The following is a 15,454-nucleotide window of genomic DNA, read 5'->3' as shown; positions in this document are numbered from 1 at the left end:
CGTGGGTCACGACCGCTCATGATCGCGGAGGTGGTGACCCTCCGTTGCTCCGGCACCAAAAGTGATCCAGAACCACGATTCACGCGTCGCCGACACCCGCATCCGCGGCGACAAGTGCGTCCGCTGGGCGGGCGGAGATGCTGCGGATACTCAGCCTGGCATGGGGCCCGTGCGGCCGCGCGGGGGGGGCGCAGCTGTAGGTATCGCCGAAACCCCGCCGCACACCCACGACATCGCACAGGGGCTGTCCGTGAGCTGGCCTGCCATCAGCACCGCTGAGCGCAGCCGTACTCAACCGGCTCTTCCCAGCCGCCCCGTTCGGCGACCCCACCGGGTACTCCTCTGGTGCGCCCGCTGCGGGGAAGTTGACGGCCTCCCTCGCCACATCTCATGGAGGTGGGAAGCAGCCCGATCGGGCTGATCAAGCTGCCTCCGGCGAACCTCCCCGGGCACAGCACCAGTGCTGCTCCGCAGCAGTTCGTGGGGGGGCCGCGGGAAGGCGAGTCTGGATGCGTCGGGTTGTCAGGTGAATGAGAAGTGGGCTGCGGCCTCGGCGGGCGTGGCCCCTTGAAGGCGTCCGGGGACGTCGTGGACGGCGTTTGCGCCCTCGGTGCGCAGTTGGTCAGCCCCGGCGTGGCGGGCCATGACCGCGGCGTAGCCGCGGATGTCTGCGGCAGTGATGTCAGTACGGCCTCGCTCTGCGTGCTGTTGGAGGAGAAGGCCGAGGTCCGGGGTGAATCGCAGCATGGTCACCGGGGCGTTAAAGCGCTTGGCGATGGCGATGAGTCGGGTGCGCGCCTGTGGGGTGACGTTCGTGGACTCCGCAACTGCGGTTTGTCCGGCGGCGAGCCGGGCGACGATCCTGCGGTCGCGTTCCTCGAAGATTCGAGCGTCCGCCGCGTCGGGGTCAGCGTCGGTGGGTGAGGTGCCGAACAGTTCCGTGCGGATCTCGTCGCTGGAGACCACGGCGTCCTCGTCGATCTGGCCGTGCGCGATCAGTGCCCGCACGAAGCTGGTCTTGCCGGAAGCCGGTGGGCCGACGAGGAGCACGAGTCCCGCTGGGACGCGGGTCGGCCTGGAGCCGCCCAGCGGGTGAGGTTCGAGGTAGAGGTCGCCCGCGCAGTCCAGGGCCTCTTCCGCCGAGCCGGCCGGCAGGCTGCTGGGGAGGATGCTGTCCCGGTAGCTGTCGTTGCCGGCCTCGTAGAGGGCGAAGCCCCAGGTGTGCAGGGCGCCGGTGAAGCGCAGGCGGCACAGCGGAAGCCGCTCGCCGTCCTTCAACTCGCCGTCTACGTAGGCGAATCCAGCTCGGAATCGGACGTGGACCCCTCTGAGTTGCGGCCAGTGCTCGGTGGTGTGGGTGTTGAGCCGCTGGCGCAAGTGGTGCTGTATGGCCTCGGGCGGGTTCTTCGGCACGGACCCATCCTGCCGCCCCTGACTGGTCTGCGGCCGTGATCATTGCTCATGGCCGAGGGCTCTGGGCGATGTGCGGCAGTGCCGGTGGTGCTGGACGAGGAGATGCGCGGTGCACTGCAGCGGATCGCCTCATCGGCGAAGGCACAGGTGAGGCAGGTCCTGCGGGCCCAGATCGTGCTGGCCGCAGCGGGCGGGGCGGGAAACGTGGCAATCGCGCGCCGTCTGGCGGTGGGCGTGAACACGGTCCGCAAGTGGCGCGGACGGTTCGCCGAACGCGGGCTGGAAGGCCTGAAGGACGCCGCCCGCTCAGGCCGGCCGCGCCGGTACGACGACTTGGTGCGCGTGGCGGTGGGTGCCGCGGCCACCGGCATCCCGCCCGGACCGCCGCCACCTGGGCCCAGACAACCATCGCCGCCCAGGTCGCGGGTACCGTCTCCGCCGCGATATCGGCCTCCCAGGGGTCGGCCGGATCCTGGCCGGCCTGGCCCTGAAGCCGCACAAGGTCCGCGGCTGGCTCCCCCCGGCGCGACACCCCCGACTTCTGGGACCGCGTCCGGGACATCTGCGCCCTGTACCGCACTCCCCCCAGGGGCGCGATCGTGCTGTCCATCGACGAGAAGACCGCGATCCAGGCCCGCGAGCGACGCCACCCCTCACAGCCCGCCGTGCCGGGCCGGGCCGAGCCGTCCGGCGCGAGTTCGAGTACCGCCGCCACGGCACCGCCTCCATCGTCGCCGCGCTGGAGGTCACCTCCGGGCAGACCCTGATCGAGACGATCCAGCGCAACAACGCCGCGACCTTCACCGCCTTCCTGGACCGGCTCGACCGCCTCCTGCCCCGTGACAAGGACATCCACGTGGTCCTCGACAACGGTTGCTCACACACCGCCAGGCACACCCGGGCGTGGCCGGCCGCCCACCCGCGCTGGCACGTCCACTGGACTCCGCCCCACGCCTCCTGGCTCAACCAGGCCGAACTCATCTGCGCGGTCCGGTGGACCCTGCGCCCCGCCACGGGCCGAGCCCCGCAGTTGCCGCTCCTCGACGTCCACGCCGTGGCCGCCCGAGGAGAACGCCCCTTCCAGACCCCCGCCGAGGACGGTGACGATGACTGGCGTGCGATCGTCGTACGCTCCGGCCCTCAGTCGGAAGCGGGGCCCTCGGCCCGGGGCGGTGTCCTGGTGGCCGGCTCGCTCTCCCCCGTCAACGGGACGATCCGGCACCTGGGCCTGTGGATGCCGGCGATCGACTCCCTGGTGCTCGTCCTGCTCGCGGCGATCGCATGGTTCGCCGTGGGCGCCGGCCTGCGACCGCTGCGCCGTGTCGAGACGACCGCCGCGGCCATCGCGGGCGGCGACCTGTCCCGCCGGGTCCCGCAGACGACCACTACCCGCACCGAACTGGGCCGTCTGTCCAGCGCGTTGAACTGCATGCTGGACCGGATCGAAGCCGGCGACGCGGCACGTGCCGCCACCAACGCACGCATGCGCAGGTTCATCGCGGACGCCAGCCACGAACTGCGCACGCCCCTGTTCGGAATCAAGGGCTTCACCGAGCTGTACCGCATGGGCGGCATGCCCGAGCGCGAAGACGTCGACACGGCCATGCACCGCATCGAACGCGAAGCGGCCCGCCTCGTCCGCATCGTCGAGGACCTGCTGCTGCTCGCCCGCCTCGACGAAAGCACCGCGGCCGACGCGCACCGACCGCTCCACCTCACGCCCATGGACCTGCGCACCCTCGCCGCCGACGCGCTGCACGATCTGCGGGCCCTGGATCCCGGACGCCCCGTCACGCTGACCGGCCTCGCCGGCGGACCGCCCCGAGGCGCTCCCGTCCTCGGCGACGAGGCACGACCGCGCCAGGTGACCTCCAACCTCGTCGGCAACGCCGTCGCCCACACTCCCCCGGGCACCCCCGTACGCATCGGCGTCGGCACGCAGAACGATCAGGCGGTCATCGAACTCAGCTATCAGGGCCTGGGCATGACAGTCGAGCAGGCCGCCCACGTCTTCGACCGCTTCTACCGCGCCGACCGGGCCCGCGGCCGGACACAGACCGGAGGAGCCGGTCTCGGCCTGTCCATCGTCGACGCCCTCGTGACGGCCCACCACGGGCAGGTGGAGGTGCACACCGCACCCGGCCAGGGCGCCACCTTCCGCATTCTGCTGCCGCTGCATCCCGACACCGCTGCCGGCAGCCCCTGAAGATCCGAGGGCAGGCATCCACGGTCTGCCGTGCCGGCGGCCGAGCAGTCCGGCTCGCCACCCGGGAGCGCCGTCGAGAACGGCGTAGACCCGGTCTCCATGGATCGAGTGTGGGCAGCCACCGGCCGGTGACGGGCGCGTCGTCGGTGCGCTGTCAGGGGGTGAGCAGTTCCTCGCGGAAGGCGCCGAACTCCCGCTCCCGGTGGACGAGATGGATCTCCAGGATCCAGTGGCAGGCGCGGCCCGCCTTGCCGGTGCGGCGGAGTGGGGTGTGATTGCCCGGAGTGATGTACGACTCGGTGCCGGCGCCGGAAGCGGAAGAGGGCGTGGTTGTCCGTCGGCTCAGGCGGTGTCAGGCCGTCGGAACGCTTCGGTGTTACGCGCGCACCAGTCGGCGAAAGTCCGCGGCTTGCGTCCGAGCAGCCGCTGCACGGTGTCCGTCCGGAACCCGACGGTGTCGGCGCGCATGAGGGTGAAGCCCTCCGTGATGGCGTCGGCGAGTGCCTGGGGTGCCCCGTTGGGGAAGCGGAACCGTACGGCCTCGGCGGGTGTGGCCGTAGCCCGGACCTCGATGTCGCGGCCGATCGTCTCGGAGATGATCCGGACCTGCTCGGCAACGGTGAACATCTCGTCGCCGGTGAGGACGTACTCCTTGTCCTGGTGGCCGGCCTCGGTCAGGGCGAGGGCCGCGACCGCGGCGATGTCCGCGGGGTCGATCGGCGCGTAGCGGCCGGGGCCGACCGGGTCGAGGACGTAGTTTCCCTCGCGGATGGTGGGCAGCCAGTCGAGGGCGTTGGTCATGAAGCCGCCGGGCCGCAGGAAAGTGGCGGGTATGCCGGAAGCGCGGATGATCCTCTCGCGTTCATGGTGCCAACGTCCCATGGCGGGTATCGGGTCGAAGGCGACGTGGAAAGAGGACAGATGCACGACGTGGTGCACTCCGGCGGCCTCGGCTGCGGCGATGGCCGCGGTGGTGTAGTCGGTGCCGATGCCCTGTGTGAGCAGAAAGAGTTCGTCGACGCCGGCGAAGGCGGGAGCCAGTGTCGCGGGTTCCCCCAGGTCGCCGACGGCGCGCTCGGCACGCTCGGGCAGCCCTGCCGCGCGGGCGGGGTCACGGACCAGGAGACGTAACTCCGCGCCTTTCGCGTCGAGTTCGCGGGCGAGTTCGCGACCGATGTTCCCGGTGGCTCCGGTGACCAGTATCATCGCGGCTCCTCAAAGTCGTTTGCCGTCTAGCGAATCCGGGTGGACGTTAGCCGGTTAATGATTAGCCGTCAATCGACTTGCGCGGCCCGGGCGTCCGGCCCCGCACACCACCGAAAGGCCGCGATGTCAGAGTTCCTGGACCTGCACGGCAGAACATCGAAGGTGCTCCGCGCACTGGCCGACGGGGCCATGCGCCGCCATGGGCTGCACGTCGGACAGAACTACCTGCTCGCCGTGTTGTGGGAGCGGGACGGCAGCACGCCCGGCGAAGTCGCCGCCGCGCTTAACGTCACGACGCCCACCGTCGTCAAGATGGCCGACCGGATGACCGCAGCCGGCCTGCTCACCCGCCGCCGCGACGACCGGGACAACCGCCTCGTCCGGCTCTGGCTCACTGACGCGGGCCGTGCGCTGCAGGAACCGATCGAGGTGGAACGGCGGTTGATTGAGGAGAAGGTCACCGCGGATCTCACCGAGACCGAACGCGAATCCCTCTTGAACGCCCTGACGAAGGTCCATCGGGCAGCGAGCAACCTGCTGAGCGAGCCCATCGATGACAACGGCTTGGCCCGCAGGCAGTATCCGAACGGAAATCAGCGGTAGCGGAATGATCCGGGAGCCGGAACAGTTCTTCCGCCTGGACAAGAAGGCCCTGGCCCTGGTCCTGGCGCGGGCAAGGCGTCAGTGCGGCGACGAGGTTGGGGTGGGTGGTGCAGTGGAGCACCGTGCGCCGAGCAGGGACGGCGACCGCCAAGGTGGCCGCCGTCCCTGCGAAGCTGGTGGCCCGCGAGCAGTGGACGGCCGCCGCCGAGCCGTAGGCCTCGTCTCGCCTTCAGAAGGTCAGGAGGTCTGCTCGTCGCGGACGTTGAGGTGACCGGCGCGGCACTCGCGGACCACTTCGGCCAGCGCCCAGACCGCGGCCCGCACCTGCTCCCGGTCCTGTCCCTCATCGACGACTTCCAGCGTCTCCGCCGCTGCCACCCGCACGGTAAGTGGCAGGTCGTCGAAGGCGGCGCACTGGTACGCGACGGTACGCCGGGACTTCCGCTCCGCGGCACTGACCCCGTCGGCAGTCAGCGGGAAGACAGCTGCCTCGTACAGCATGATCCCCCGCAGGACCGCATCCGCTGACGCCTCCACCCTGCCGTCACCCACGATCTGCCTCAGGAAGTCCTCCGTCTGCAGGCGGCACAGAGAGATGGTGATTCTCGCGCCCAGGCACACCACGGTCATCCCCGCGAGCATCCCGGCGCCCGCGCCCAGCCAGCCGCCCAGCCGGAGCCCGGCATAGCCCCCGGCCGATCCCGCGCACATGATCAGCAGCGTCAACACCGCGAACAGGCGGGTGCGGAGCGGAACTCTCATGCCCACGAGTATGCCCACCCAGGACATGCCGCGGTCCACCGGTACCGCACAGTGGCAAACCCCAGGGACGGCCCGACGGCATAAATCCCTGCCGTCGCCGCTCGGATGCCGTAGGGTAAAGACACCGACGCGGGGTGGAGCAGCTCGGTAGCTCGCTGGGCTCATAACCCAGAGGTCGCGTGGTTCAAATCCCGCCCCCGCTACCAACATCCGGCCCCTCCGCGATCCTGCGGAGGGGCCGGAGCCGTACAGGCGAAGTCGCCAGGTCCGGCACCGCCGCGTCCCCCTCCGGTTGCCGACTTCACTGATCGGCGGGAAGACCCGCGAGGACGCCGTTTCCAGCGCCGAATCGGCTGGAAACGCGACGTCATCAGCACGAACACGCTCTTCCAGTTGCTCAACGACACCCTCGCACGAGCTGCCCTCATCGACCAGGCAGCGGACTGCCCGTCCACATCGTCGCCGCCCGTTCGCTCGGCCATACCAGCACGAGCACTACGGCGGCGTACCCAGCGGTGTTCCAGGAAGACCTGATCCGCTCCTACCGTGCCTTCGCGATCCCGGGGCGTGATGGAGCGAGATGGTTGGCACTTGGGCGCGACATCTGTCACTGCTGCGGCGCCCACAAGGCGCGCAGTGAGCTGTGGCACGGCAGTTGGCGCCTTGTCACGAGGACTGGAACCGCCGTGGGTGACAGAAGGCTCGAAAAGTCGGCGTATGTGAGGTCGGTCGTGACGACAGTGAGCGGGACCAGATCAACCGAGGCGACGCCGGCGCTCCACACTCCCGGGACCAGCGCAGGTGAGATGGCCGGCGCCCCCGGCGCGCCGCTCAATCACAGCCCCTATGGCTGAGTGGGTCCGGCTGATGGGACGCGTCGTCGGCGCAGGAGCAGGCCTGCGGGCCGCCACAGGGCGGAGGCCAGGCCGAGGCCGAGCGGGATCTGCAGGAACTGCTGGATCACCGGAGGCCCGGGCTTGTCCCCCCGCCTGAGCGGGACACGGCCCTGCGGATCGACGGTCACCGTATAAGTGCCGCCCACTCTCCACTTCCAGCCCATGAGCCCGTTCTCCTCGAACGGAGCCAGGGGTGGGCCGTCGAGAACGGTGACCGTGTAGAGGTGGACGCTGTCACCCATGCCGTCGCCGGCTGACCACTGAATCTGCCGGACCTTGACGTGTTCGGTACGCCCGTGCTGGTGCAGTGCCTGCTGACGCAGCTCCAGGTTCTGCAGGAACAGCACCCCGAAAAGGCACACCGCACCCAGCAGCCACCGGCTGTCCAGGAACCAGCACACGCACAGGAACACGCAGCCGAGGAGGAGCACCACCGCGCACAGCTCGTCGATCCACTGGGCGCGCGTGACGAAGGCTGGGCGCACGATCAGACGGACGATCGCCCACAGCGCCAACGCCGCGCCGCTACTCGCGGCGCCCACCAGCACCCGCCGCCCCACACCTGTCCGTCCTTTGCCTGTTTCCTCCGCGCTCACCCTCGCCCCCGCTCTCGACGAAACCGTCGGCCTGATGGTGCACACGTTCCAGAGTATGGATTGTTCAACGATCCTTCAATAGGATCGTTGAACATCGAGTCGTCTGCTTCGCGGACGCGGAACGGCAACCAATTGGAGGGCTGCAGGAGATGAGCTGGCATCAGTTCGAACAGGTCGACGACCACGGGCGGATCCTGTTCAGCGACGACCCCGCACTGCGGCTTGAGCGCGTGCTGATGGGTCTGGAGACCGCGGACGGCACAGTCACCCTCGATCCCGCACAGACACGTCACATGCCCGTTGCCCTCTTCGAGTTCAGGCATGCCCTGGGCGTGGGCGACTTCGGGTACGTCGTGCCGAAGGAAGCCTCGCCCGACGGGATACCCGAAGAACCGCGGATCGAAGGCGCCATCCTGTTCGGCATGCGGCGCCTACCGCCCGAGTTCCCCGACCTGGGCATGGACGACCCGCCCGGATCGGACGACGACGGGGGCCGCCCCGACACGAAGTGGCCCACCGTATTGGACGAGCTGCTCATGCGCGAGGCACTGCGACGCGACCCCGGCGAGGTCTACTTCGGCATGAGGCTCAGGCCGTCCGGCTACGCCAACCTGCGCTCGATCCCCGGATGGGAGCTGCACGAGATACCCGATGAACAGCCAAAACTGGCGCAGCGTCTCGGATACACCTACTCCCGGCTGGAACTGCGGACGCCCGACGGTGAGCTGCACTCCCGCACCTGGGTCCCGCACGACCCCGAGTGGCAGGCCGCCGCCCTGGTTCACGAATACGTCGTGTGCCTGTGCGGCGTGGAACTGGGGATCCGCGCACCGTACGCGATGACCGACGCCCAGCACACCCCGGGCATGCGCCACGAATCCTTCCGCCGCGGATGCGCATTGGGCCTGACCGTCGGCGGACTCGTCGCCTACGTCGACCACCACTGACGCGCAACACCGTGCCGGCACGCTTCGAGTACGAACGGGGCGGCCGCGACGCGGCGTTCGTGCGAGCCGTGCGGACGAAGCGGTTCACCTGATACGGGATGCCGGCGGCGCCGTCCCCTCGCGAAGATCGAAGCAGGTATCAACTGCAGCGCTCAAATGGTGCCAACGGGCACGCTCAACCCGACGACGGACCGCGCGTCGCCGCACAACTGTGGTGACAACTATCTTGCTCCATCACACGGGGACGGTGCTCGGTCGCCTCGGCGAGCCGTCGACCACGTCGCCGGCGGCGTGGGCCACGGCGGGCGCCGCCATCCGGAAGCCGCACGACGCGCCGTTGCCGCCCTGGCCCGGCCGAAGCCTCGACGAGTTGGCGGCGGATCTCGACGGTGAGTGCGAGTGACTCGTGACGAACGGCGGGGAGTCGTTGGGGCGGCATGCCGCACAGCGGCTGGTTTCGGCGTTTCCGGAATGCCCCGCGGTCTGTTCCGCAGCCTCGCTGTGCTGCGACGCTTGATCCCCTCGTCACTTCGGCAGCCGAGGTAGTGAGATGCATCCTGATCTTGGATCATTGTGGACCGCGGCCGGAGTGGTCTCCGGCTTCCAGGTCACCGGATTCGCTCTACGGATCAATAGAGAGATCGATGTCAGCGGCAGGGGCGACATCACGTGGCTGCCTCCCGCGGACATCCTCAACTTGCTGTCGATCGCCGTAACGATGCTCGGGGTGTTCGTTGCACCCGTTCTCGGCATCGGCAGCACAACTGTCCCGGTGAAGGCGTTTGGTCTCTCTGTCCTCTTGCTCGCGGGATATCCATTCGCACTCGCAGGTCATTACGACATGTTCAACCCACGAACGTATCGCTCATGGACATATTGTCCGAGGCAGGAGCGCATCGCCCTGGCCATCGTTGGTGTCTCAGCAGTCACCTATACCGCTCTTGCGGCAATCGCCTAGGGAAACCGGACAGAGGATGAGAATCTACCGCTTCACCCAGGGTCCACACCCGGCAGGGCAGATCCATGGCCGCATCGCCTGTTCGTGAGAGGAGGTGAGGCGGGCACGGGCCGCGTCATCACTGCCGTCGACGGCCGCGCCAGGCCGCGAACAACCCTGTGGCGACCGAGGTGACGGCGGCGAAGGCTTGGGGTCCGGCCAGCAGGAACATCGTGGTGACCGCGGCGAGCAGGCTCACCAGGACGACGAAGTCGAGCGTTCGCTCGGCGAGAGCGGCACGAGCCGCCGCACGGACTCCCTGGTCAGTCGAACGGTCTGGGGCGTGTGATTTCTCCGTCATGCCGCCAGTGAAGCGGGGCCGAGCGGGAATGCTCTGGTTGTCGAACGGTCCCACTGCTTCCCGGACATGACCGGACGTCAGCGAACGACGCCGAACAGGTGGTCGCTCTCCTATCCTGAGAAGCCGGGACGGGTGTCGGGGGGCCGGGTGGATGTCAAGCAGGGGCTCGCGGAGCTGGCCGCGGACTTGAGAGCCCTTCAGATTCAGCATGGAAACCCGGCTTTGCGTGAGATCGAACGGTACGCCCCCGCAGAACGCCCCCTCCCCCCGTCGACCGTGAGCGAGGTGCTCAACGGCAAGCGCCTGCCGCGGCTCGACCTGCTGCTCGCACTCGTACAGACGCTGCTGGGCTTCGCCGACGGCGGCCACCGTCCGGTCCCGCTGCGGGACCCGCGCGTGGACGTCTGGCGCGACCGCTGGGGCGCCCTCCAACTCCTTCAGATCTCAGCCAAACAGCCAACCGTCGCGGCGCCTGAGGGGACACCAGCGCCGGAGTCTGGCCTATCGGCACAGGCGTCCGTGTCCGACGAACCTTCTCGAACTGTCCGGATCTTCGTGGCGATGCCCGGCACCTCGATGGGTGCGCAGGCCCGCTGGGCGAACATCCCCGAGATCCGCCGCCAGCTGCTGGAGCGCGTGGCTGCCCTCGTCGGCGAGGCGCTGGGCTGTGAGACGCGTCTGATCATCGAGAAGGAGAAGACGTCCATGGGGACCATTCATCGCTCGATGTTCCGCGAAGCGATGGATGCCGACGTCTACATCGCCGACCTGAGCGGCGCCAATCCCAACGTCTACCTGGAGCTCGGCGTCCGGTGGGCGCTGCGGGACGCGGTGACCGTGTTGATCTCCCAGGACATCCAAGAGGTACGGTTCAATGCCTCGGCAAGCCGGGTGATCCACTACGGGCCCATGCCGGAGGAGCTGAAGGAGGCTCAGCAGCAGATCACGCAGGCCGCGGTGGAGGGACTGCGCCGGCCCGAGCGCGTGGACAGCCCGGTGCGCGAGGGCTCCGAATACGTCACCGTGCCGCGCTCGGACTACGAGGCGCTGGCCGCGGAGATGGCGGGCCTACGGGCGCAGCAGGGTGAGGACCTCATCGACGCGGCGCTCGCCCTGAGAGGCGATGACCCGGCCCGCAGCATCCTGTTGCTGCACGAGGCCGTGACCCGCAACCCCTCCAGCTTCCGCGGGCACTTCGAGCTGGGTGCCGCATTACGCCGGGAGAGCCGCTACGCCGAAGCAGAAAGGGCCCTGCGGATCTGCGTGCAGCTGCGCGCCGACCACGCCCCGAGCTGGCGCGAGCTCGGCACCACGCGCAGCAAGCGCGGTGCGCTCCAGGACGCCGCGGACGCCTTCGCCCACGCAGTCGAAATCGACGACTCCGACGGGGAGACCTGGGCCACCCTCGGCGGCCTTCACCGGCGCCTGGCCCGCCGCGACCCTCCCGAACAGTTCGACCCCGCGGAGTTGGAAAGGGCCCTCGCCTGCTACCGCCGGGCAAGCGCACTGAGCGGCAACGACACCTATCCGCGGCTCAACGAGGCCCGGGTGCAGTTGCTGCTCTCAGGGGTTCACGGCACCGACCCCTCCCCCGCCCTCGACTACTTCCGCCGCTTGGAGCACCTGGCGCGCTTCGCTGTAGAGGACGCGGCGGGGACCAACCCTTGGCCCGTCTTCGACCTCGCGGACACCCTCTTGTTGACAGGCCGTGAGACGGAGGGCCTCGCGGAGCTGCGGAAGGCAATTGGCCTGGTGCCTCCCCACGAGATCGAGTCGGTGCTCTCGTCCGTGGTGGCGCCCCTGCAGGACTTCCTGACCTGCCAGCTGTTGTCCCCGGCGACGGCGAAGGCCGTGAGCAAGGCGGTCGCCGAGTGCACGCAGCACCTGCCGTAACACGGTAAACACGACATCTTGCCCCGATCCCTCGGGTTGGGCCCACCAGCGTCGGCATGCCGTCATAGACGGCGGGCGCTACAGAGCGCCGCGGTCCGAAAGCCCGCGCCGGACGGCGCACCGCAAAGGTCGCCCGCCAGATCCTGAGCAGCGCACCGGGTCGCGCGCTCATGCGGACAGCAGCCGTCCTTCGCGGGACACGTGCACGCGCTGACCATGCTGCGCTGCACAAGTTCTACGACTTCACCCCCTCTCTATGCGAGTCCGGGCCGCGCGGCGCCCATGTGGCCGCAGGAACCTGAGGTGACCCCACCTGTTGAGCCCCTTGTCTCATGGCCTTGACCTTGCCTGAAGGTGAAGGCCGATGGTGTGCAGGCCAACCAGGCCGGCGAACCGAATGGTCCTGGCTCGGCCCGGAGGCTGGATGAGGAGGCCCTGTATGGAATCGCGCTGCGTCATTCTCGACATCGGCGGAGTTTTGGAGATCACGCCGCCAACGGGGTGGATGCAGCAATGGGACGAGCGGCTCGGGGTACCGGCGGGAAGCGTGGACCAGCAGCTCGACGATGTCTGGCGAGCCGGGGCCATCGGGACGATCAGCGAGACGGAAGTGCGGGCACAGGTCGGTGCCCGGCTCGGCCTTGATGGCGTGCGGGTCGAGTCCTTCATGGCTGATCTGTGGGATGAGTATCTGGGGACGCCCAACGTGGAGCTGATCGAGTATGTGCGAGGGCTGCGATCCCGCTGTCGGCTGGGCATTCTCAGCAACAGCTTCGTGGGGGCCCGTGAGCTGGAGACAGCGATGTACCAGTTTGACGAACTGGTCGAGCAGATCGTCTACTCCCACGAAATCGGCGTCTGCAAGCCCGATGCGCGGGCTTTCGAAATAGCGTGTGACCGTCTGGAAGTACGCCTGGCGAACTGTCTCTTCATCGATGATTACGACGTCAACATCGATGCCGCCCGTGCGGCAGGAATGCAGGCTCACCTGTTCCGGGACAACGAGCAGACCATCGCCCGCATCACGGCTCACCTGGACGGTGCGGTTTCACTCGACAACCGCAGGCCGGTAGGAGTCGGCTCCAGTCTCGATGGTGTTGCCGGAGAAGTGAGCCGGTCGACGATGGCCCCGACGCGATCGACACGAGAGAGGGTCAGCCGTCGCTACGGAGCATGCTGAGGATGTGGGGCCAGGCAGCCGCCCCCAAAAGCGCGTCAGCTTCGGGCGTGCCTCCGTACAGGAATCGCGGGGATGCCGATGCGGGGCTCTCGCCTGGAAGCCGCGGGCGGTGGCCGGCATCGTGGCGGGCGACCAGCCGCACAGTGGCCCCGGCTGAGCGCCGGCGCCCGGCCAGTTGCTCGGCGAAGGGAAGGGACGGCCACATCGCGTCGTCGCCGCCTGCGACCAGCAGGAGATCGGCCCGAGCCTTCTCCACGGGGATCTCCGCTGGCGGGAGCAGGTGCCCGAAGGCCAGCTCACTGCGTTCGTACCATCCACGGATGGCGACCGGCCCGCTGCCCGCGTCTGCGGGAGTCCAGGAATCATCCATCGGGATGAAAGGCAGCGCCTGCTCTCGCCAGGTCCAGGACGACCGATAGGGGCGCTGCGCTCCATCAGACCCTGGTCCGACGTTGCACCAGACGCGAGACGTGGGCGACAGCGCGATGACCACGTCCACGCGCGGATCGTGCACTGCCGTGAGCAGAGCTGCCTCAGCGCCCTTGGAAGTGCCCAGGATGCCGATGCGTTCCGCGCCATTCGCCTGGAGGAAGTCGACGGCGGTGGTGAAGATCTCCAGAGGGATCTCGCAGATTCCCGGGGACTGCCCCGGACCGCCGAACCAGCGGATCGACAAGGCCGTCAGACCCTGCTCCGCGAGGATGCGTACTCTGTCCCGTTCGACGCGCCCGCTGGAACCCGCCAGAACAAGAACGCCCATGTCGCTGCCGCGGGCAGGAGCGGCCAGAATGCCTTCCCAGGGATCGGTCAGCTCACGCTCAACGACATCCACATGCCCGCCTGTCAGTCCGCCTCAGCCTGTCAGCACAGCCTAATACTCCAGTTGCAGTTCGCTATTCCTGCTGGTCAGGGGCGTGTTCGTGAGTGTACTGGGCTGATGCACCGTCAGGTGGCGGGAGTTCGTGACTTCGGGTGCGGCGTCGGTAGTGACAGCGGCGCGCGGTGGCCTGGTGACGGCGGCGCCAGCGGGACCAGTCCAGTGCGTGGCGTGTGCGCCGTATGTGCGTCAGTGCGGGGCGGCCAGCTGCCAGGAGTCGCCGGATTTCCGCCACCGTGAGCGGGGCGAGAGCGTCGGAACCGATTCTGCGGCCCCCCTTTCCGCCCCTGCGGCGGCGGCCATGGCGGCGAGGAAAGCGTGGGCGAGCATGGCCAGGGTGATGTGCCGGTACCAGCCCGGATACCGGCGGACCTCGTACTGATCCAGGCCGCACTCGTTCTTCGCGGCCTGGAACGCCTCCTCGATCGCCCAGCGCGTCCCGGCGATCCGTACCAGTTCGGCGACGCCGGTGCCGGCCGGCGCATAGGCGAGGTAGTAGGCGATCTCGTCCGGGCGGGCCAGGCTGCGGCGGGCCAGCACCCACCGGTCGTGGGTGGGCGCATCGCCGTCGAAGTCGTCGATCGCGGGCAGCCTCGCTGCCGCCCAGTCGTAGACGCGCGGCCCTTTCGCGCCGGCCCCGCAGGAGTACCGTTCCCAGGCATCCTCAGGCGCCTGGGAGATGGCGAAGTCGATGCGGCCGATGGCGTGCACGTGCTGGGACTTCGGCACGGCCAGGACATAGCCGACGCCGGCCTCCTCCAGCATGCGGCGCAGCCGCCACTCCTGGCCGTAGGCCGAGTCCGCGGTCACCCAGGCGATGGGCAGCGGCGAGGCCAGGGCCCGCATGATGACGGCCTTGGCCAGGTCGCCTTTGGTGGCGAACGTGCGCTCGCCGGGAATCTTCGCCTCTGCGCAGCGGTCCGGATCGGAGGTCCAGGACTTCGGCAGGTACAGCTCCCGGTCCACCAGCGCGCGGCCCCTGGAGGAGGCATAGGCGGCGAATACACCGATCTGGCAGTTCTCGGTGCGGCCGGCGGTGCCGGAGTACTGCCGCTGCACCCCGGCCGAGACGGTGCCCTTCTTGATGAACCCGGTGTCGTCGATGATCAGCACCCCGGCCGTGTCCCCGAGTCTCTCGGCGACGTATTCCTGCAGGTCATCGCGGACCTCGTCGGGGTTCCAGCAGGCCCGGCTCAGCAGGTGCTGTAACCCTGCGGGAGTGCGGTGACCGGCGTGCTCGGCCAGCTGCCAGCTGTTCTTCCGGCCCACCGGTCCGAGCAGGCCGTGCACATAGGCCCGCATCCGCCGCCGAAGATCCACCCGCCCGAAGCGGTGACCGATCCGCACCAGCAGCTCTTCCAGCTCCGCCGACCAGACATCAGGCCGCACATCATCTTGCACGACAAACACAACGGCCAGCCGCACCCGAAGTCACGAACTCCCGCCACCTGACGGCACATCAGCCCAGTACACTCACGAACACACCCCTGACCAGCAGGAATAGCGAACTGCAACTGGAGTACTAATGCTCCAGCCGTAGATCGTGGTCTTCATGGGATCGAGCCTGGTTGCGGCGT

The 15,454-nt window shown here is 68.7% G+C and carries 12 protein-coding genes, 1 tRNA gene and 4 pseudogenes; 9 read left to right on the top strand and 8 right to left on the bottom strand.

Annotated features, from left to right (window positions below):
* Positions 1-522: 522 nt before the first annotated feature.
* Positions 523-1,413, bottom strand: coding sequence for an AAA family ATPase (locus tag ACFZDK_RS51305; RefSeq protein WP_390985054.1), 891 nt, complete (start codon positions 1,411-1,413; stop codon positions 523-525).
* A gap of 48 nt (positions 1,414-1,461) precedes the next feature.
* On the opposite strand from ACFZDK_RS51305, the pseudogene ACFZDK_RS51300 reads away from it, so the two are divergent.
* Together ACFZDK_RS51300 and ACFZDK_RS51295 are read left to right on the top strand one after the other, a co-directional pair.
* Positions 1,462-1,734 (top strand): annotated as a pseudogene (locus ACFZDK_RS51300) (helix-turn-helix domain-containing protein); the annotation flags it as partial.
* A gap of 31 nt (positions 1,735-1,765) precedes the next feature.
* Positions 1,766-3,619: an ATP-binding protein gene (locus ACFZDK_RS51295; protein ID WP_390985052.1), complete on the top strand. Its 1,854-nt coding sequence runs from the start codon at positions 1,766-1,768 to the stop codon at positions 3,617-3,619.
* 154 nt (positions 3,620-3,773) lie between these two features.
* On the opposite strand, the pseudogene ACFZDK_RS51290 reads toward ACFZDK_RS51295, so the two are convergent.
* Together ACFZDK_RS51290 and ACFZDK_RS51285 are read right to left on the bottom strand one after the other, a co-directional pair.
* Positions 3,774-3,929: pseudogene (locus tag ACFZDK_RS51290) on the bottom strand (aminopeptidase); the annotation flags it as partial.
* Between the two features lie 32 nt (positions 3,930-3,961).
* Entirely contained in the window at positions 3,962-4,825 is an 864-nt protein-coding gene (locus ACFZDK_RS51285) for an NAD(P)H-binding protein (protein WP_390985049.1), read from the bottom strand.
* A gap of 123 nt (positions 4,826-4,948) precedes the next feature.
* Between ACFZDK_RS51285 and ACFZDK_RS51280 the strand changes: the two genes are divergently transcribed.
* Positions 4,949-5,428 carry a MarR family transcriptional regulator gene (locus tag ACFZDK_RS51280; protein WP_390985047.1) on the top strand — a complete coding sequence of 160 codons (480 nt, stop codon included), beginning with the start codon at positions 4,949-4,951 and terminating at the stop codon, positions 5,426-5,428.
* Positions 5,429-5,665: 237 nt separating this feature from the next.
* Here ACFZDK_RS51280 and ACFZDK_RS51275 read toward each other — a convergent pair whose 3' ends face one another.
* A complete protein-coding gene (locus ACFZDK_RS51275) occupies positions 5,666-6,190 on the bottom strand; it encodes a hypothetical protein (RefSeq protein ID WP_390985045.1) in 525 nt (174 codons plus the stop codon).
* Between the two features lie 128 nt (positions 6,191-6,318).
* On the opposite strand from ACFZDK_RS51275, the gene ACFZDK_RS51270 reads away from it, so the two are divergent.
* A tRNA-Met gene (locus tag ACFZDK_RS51270) sits at positions 6,319-6,396 on the top strand.
* A 638-nt stretch (positions 6,397-7,034) separates the two neighbouring features.
* Here the strand turns inward: ACFZDK_RS51270 and ACFZDK_RS51265 are convergent.
* Entirely contained in the window at positions 7,035-7,646 is a 612-nt protein-coding gene (locus tag ACFZDK_RS51265; protein ID WP_390985043.1) for a hypothetical protein, read from the bottom strand.
* A 185-nt stretch (positions 7,647-7,831) separates the two neighbouring features.
* On the opposite strand from ACFZDK_RS51265, the gene ACFZDK_RS51260 reads away from it, so the two are divergent.
* The 3 genes and pseudogenes from ACFZDK_RS51260 to ACFZDK_RS51250 all read left to right on the top strand — a co-directional run bounded on the left by ACFZDK_RS51260 (position 7,832) and on the right by ACFZDK_RS51250 (position 9,587).
* Positions 7,832-8,629, top strand: coding sequence for a hypothetical protein (locus tag ACFZDK_RS51260; RefSeq protein WP_390985040.1), 798 nt, complete (start codon positions 7,832-7,834; stop codon positions 8,627-8,629).
* Between the two features lie 241 nt (positions 8,630-8,870).
* Positions 8,871-9,029: pseudogene (locus ACFZDK_RS51255) on the top strand (aminoglycoside phosphotransferase family protein); the annotation flags it as partial.
* Between the two features lie 150 nt (positions 9,030-9,179).
* Positions 9,180-9,587 (top strand): hypothetical protein, encoded by a 408-nt coding sequence (locus ACFZDK_RS51250; RefSeq protein ID WP_390985038.1) that lies wholly within the window; start codon positions 9,180-9,182, stop codon positions 9,585-9,587.
* Between the two features lie 118 nt (positions 9,588-9,705).
* Here the strand turns inward: ACFZDK_RS51250 and ACFZDK_RS51245 are convergent, their stop codons facing one another.
* Positions 9,706-9,927 (bottom strand): hypothetical protein, encoded by a 222-nt coding sequence (locus ACFZDK_RS51245; RefSeq protein ID WP_390985035.1) that lies wholly within the window; start codon positions 9,925-9,927, stop codon positions 9,706-9,708.
* A gap of 222 nt (positions 9,928-10,149) precedes the next feature.
* Here ACFZDK_RS51245 and ACFZDK_RS51240 point away from each other — a divergent pair, with 222 nt between their 5' ends.
* Both ACFZDK_RS51240 and ACFZDK_RS51235 read left to right on the top strand, forming a co-directional pair.
* Positions 10,150-11,820, top strand: coding sequence for a tetratricopeptide repeat-containing protein (locus ACFZDK_RS51240; RefSeq protein ID WP_390985032.1), 1,671 nt, complete (start codon positions 10,150-10,152; stop codon positions 11,818-11,820).
* A 439-nt stretch (positions 11,821-12,259) separates the two neighbouring features.
* A pseudogene (locus tag ACFZDK_RS51235) lies at positions 12,260-12,859 on the top strand (HAD family hydrolase); the annotation flags it as partial.
* A 115-nt stretch (positions 12,860-12,974) separates the two neighbouring features.
* Here ACFZDK_RS51235 and ACFZDK_RS51230 read toward each other — a convergent pair.
* The gene (locus tag ACFZDK_RS51230) at positions 12,975-13,832 is read right to left on the bottom strand and encodes an acyl-CoA thioester hydrolase/BAAT C-terminal domain-containing protein (RefSeq protein ID WP_390985029.1); all 858 of its coding nucleotides are present in this window, start codon (positions 13,830-13,832) and stop codon (positions 12,975-12,977) included.
* A gap of 234 nt (positions 13,833-14,066) precedes the next feature.
* Positions 14,067-15,266: an IS701 family transposase gene (locus tag ACFZDK_RS51225; protein ID WP_390985068.1), complete on the bottom strand. Its 1,200-nt coding sequence runs from the start codon at positions 15,264-15,266 to the stop codon at positions 14,067-14,069.
* Positions 15,267-15,454: the final 188 nt, after the last annotated feature.

Source organism: Streptomyces sp. NPDC007901 (genome assembly GCF_042959465.1).
Lineage (GTDB): Bacteria > Actinomycetota > Actinomycetes > Streptomycetales > Streptomycetaceae > Streptomyces.
This window is presented reverse-complemented; position numbering and strand designations above follow the sequence as displayed.

Coding starts and splice junctions, on each gene's coding strand:
- ACFZDK_RS51245 (WP_390985035.1), bottom strand. CDS start 9,927: ATGACGGAGAAATCACACGCCCCAGACCGTTCGACTGACCAGGGAGTC.
- ACFZDK_RS51260 (WP_390985040.1), top strand. CDS start 7,832: ATGAGCTGGCATCAGTTCGAACAGGTCGACGACCACGGGCGGATCCTG.
- ACFZDK_RS51285 (WP_390985049.1), bottom strand. CDS start 4,825: ATGATACTGGTCACCGGAGCCACCGGGAACATCGGTCGCGAACTCGCC.
- ACFZDK_RS51275 (WP_390985045.1), bottom strand. CDS start 6,190: ATGAGAGTTCCGCTCCGCACCCGCCTGTTCGCGGTGTTGACGCTGCTG.
- ACFZDK_RS51250 (WP_390985038.1), top strand. CDS start 9,180: ATGCATCCTGATCTTGGATCATTGTGGACCGCGGCCGGAGTGGTCTCC.
- ACFZDK_RS51280 (WP_390985047.1), top strand. CDS start 4,949: ATGTCAGAGTTCCTGGACCTGCACGGCAGAACATCGAAGGTGCTCCGC.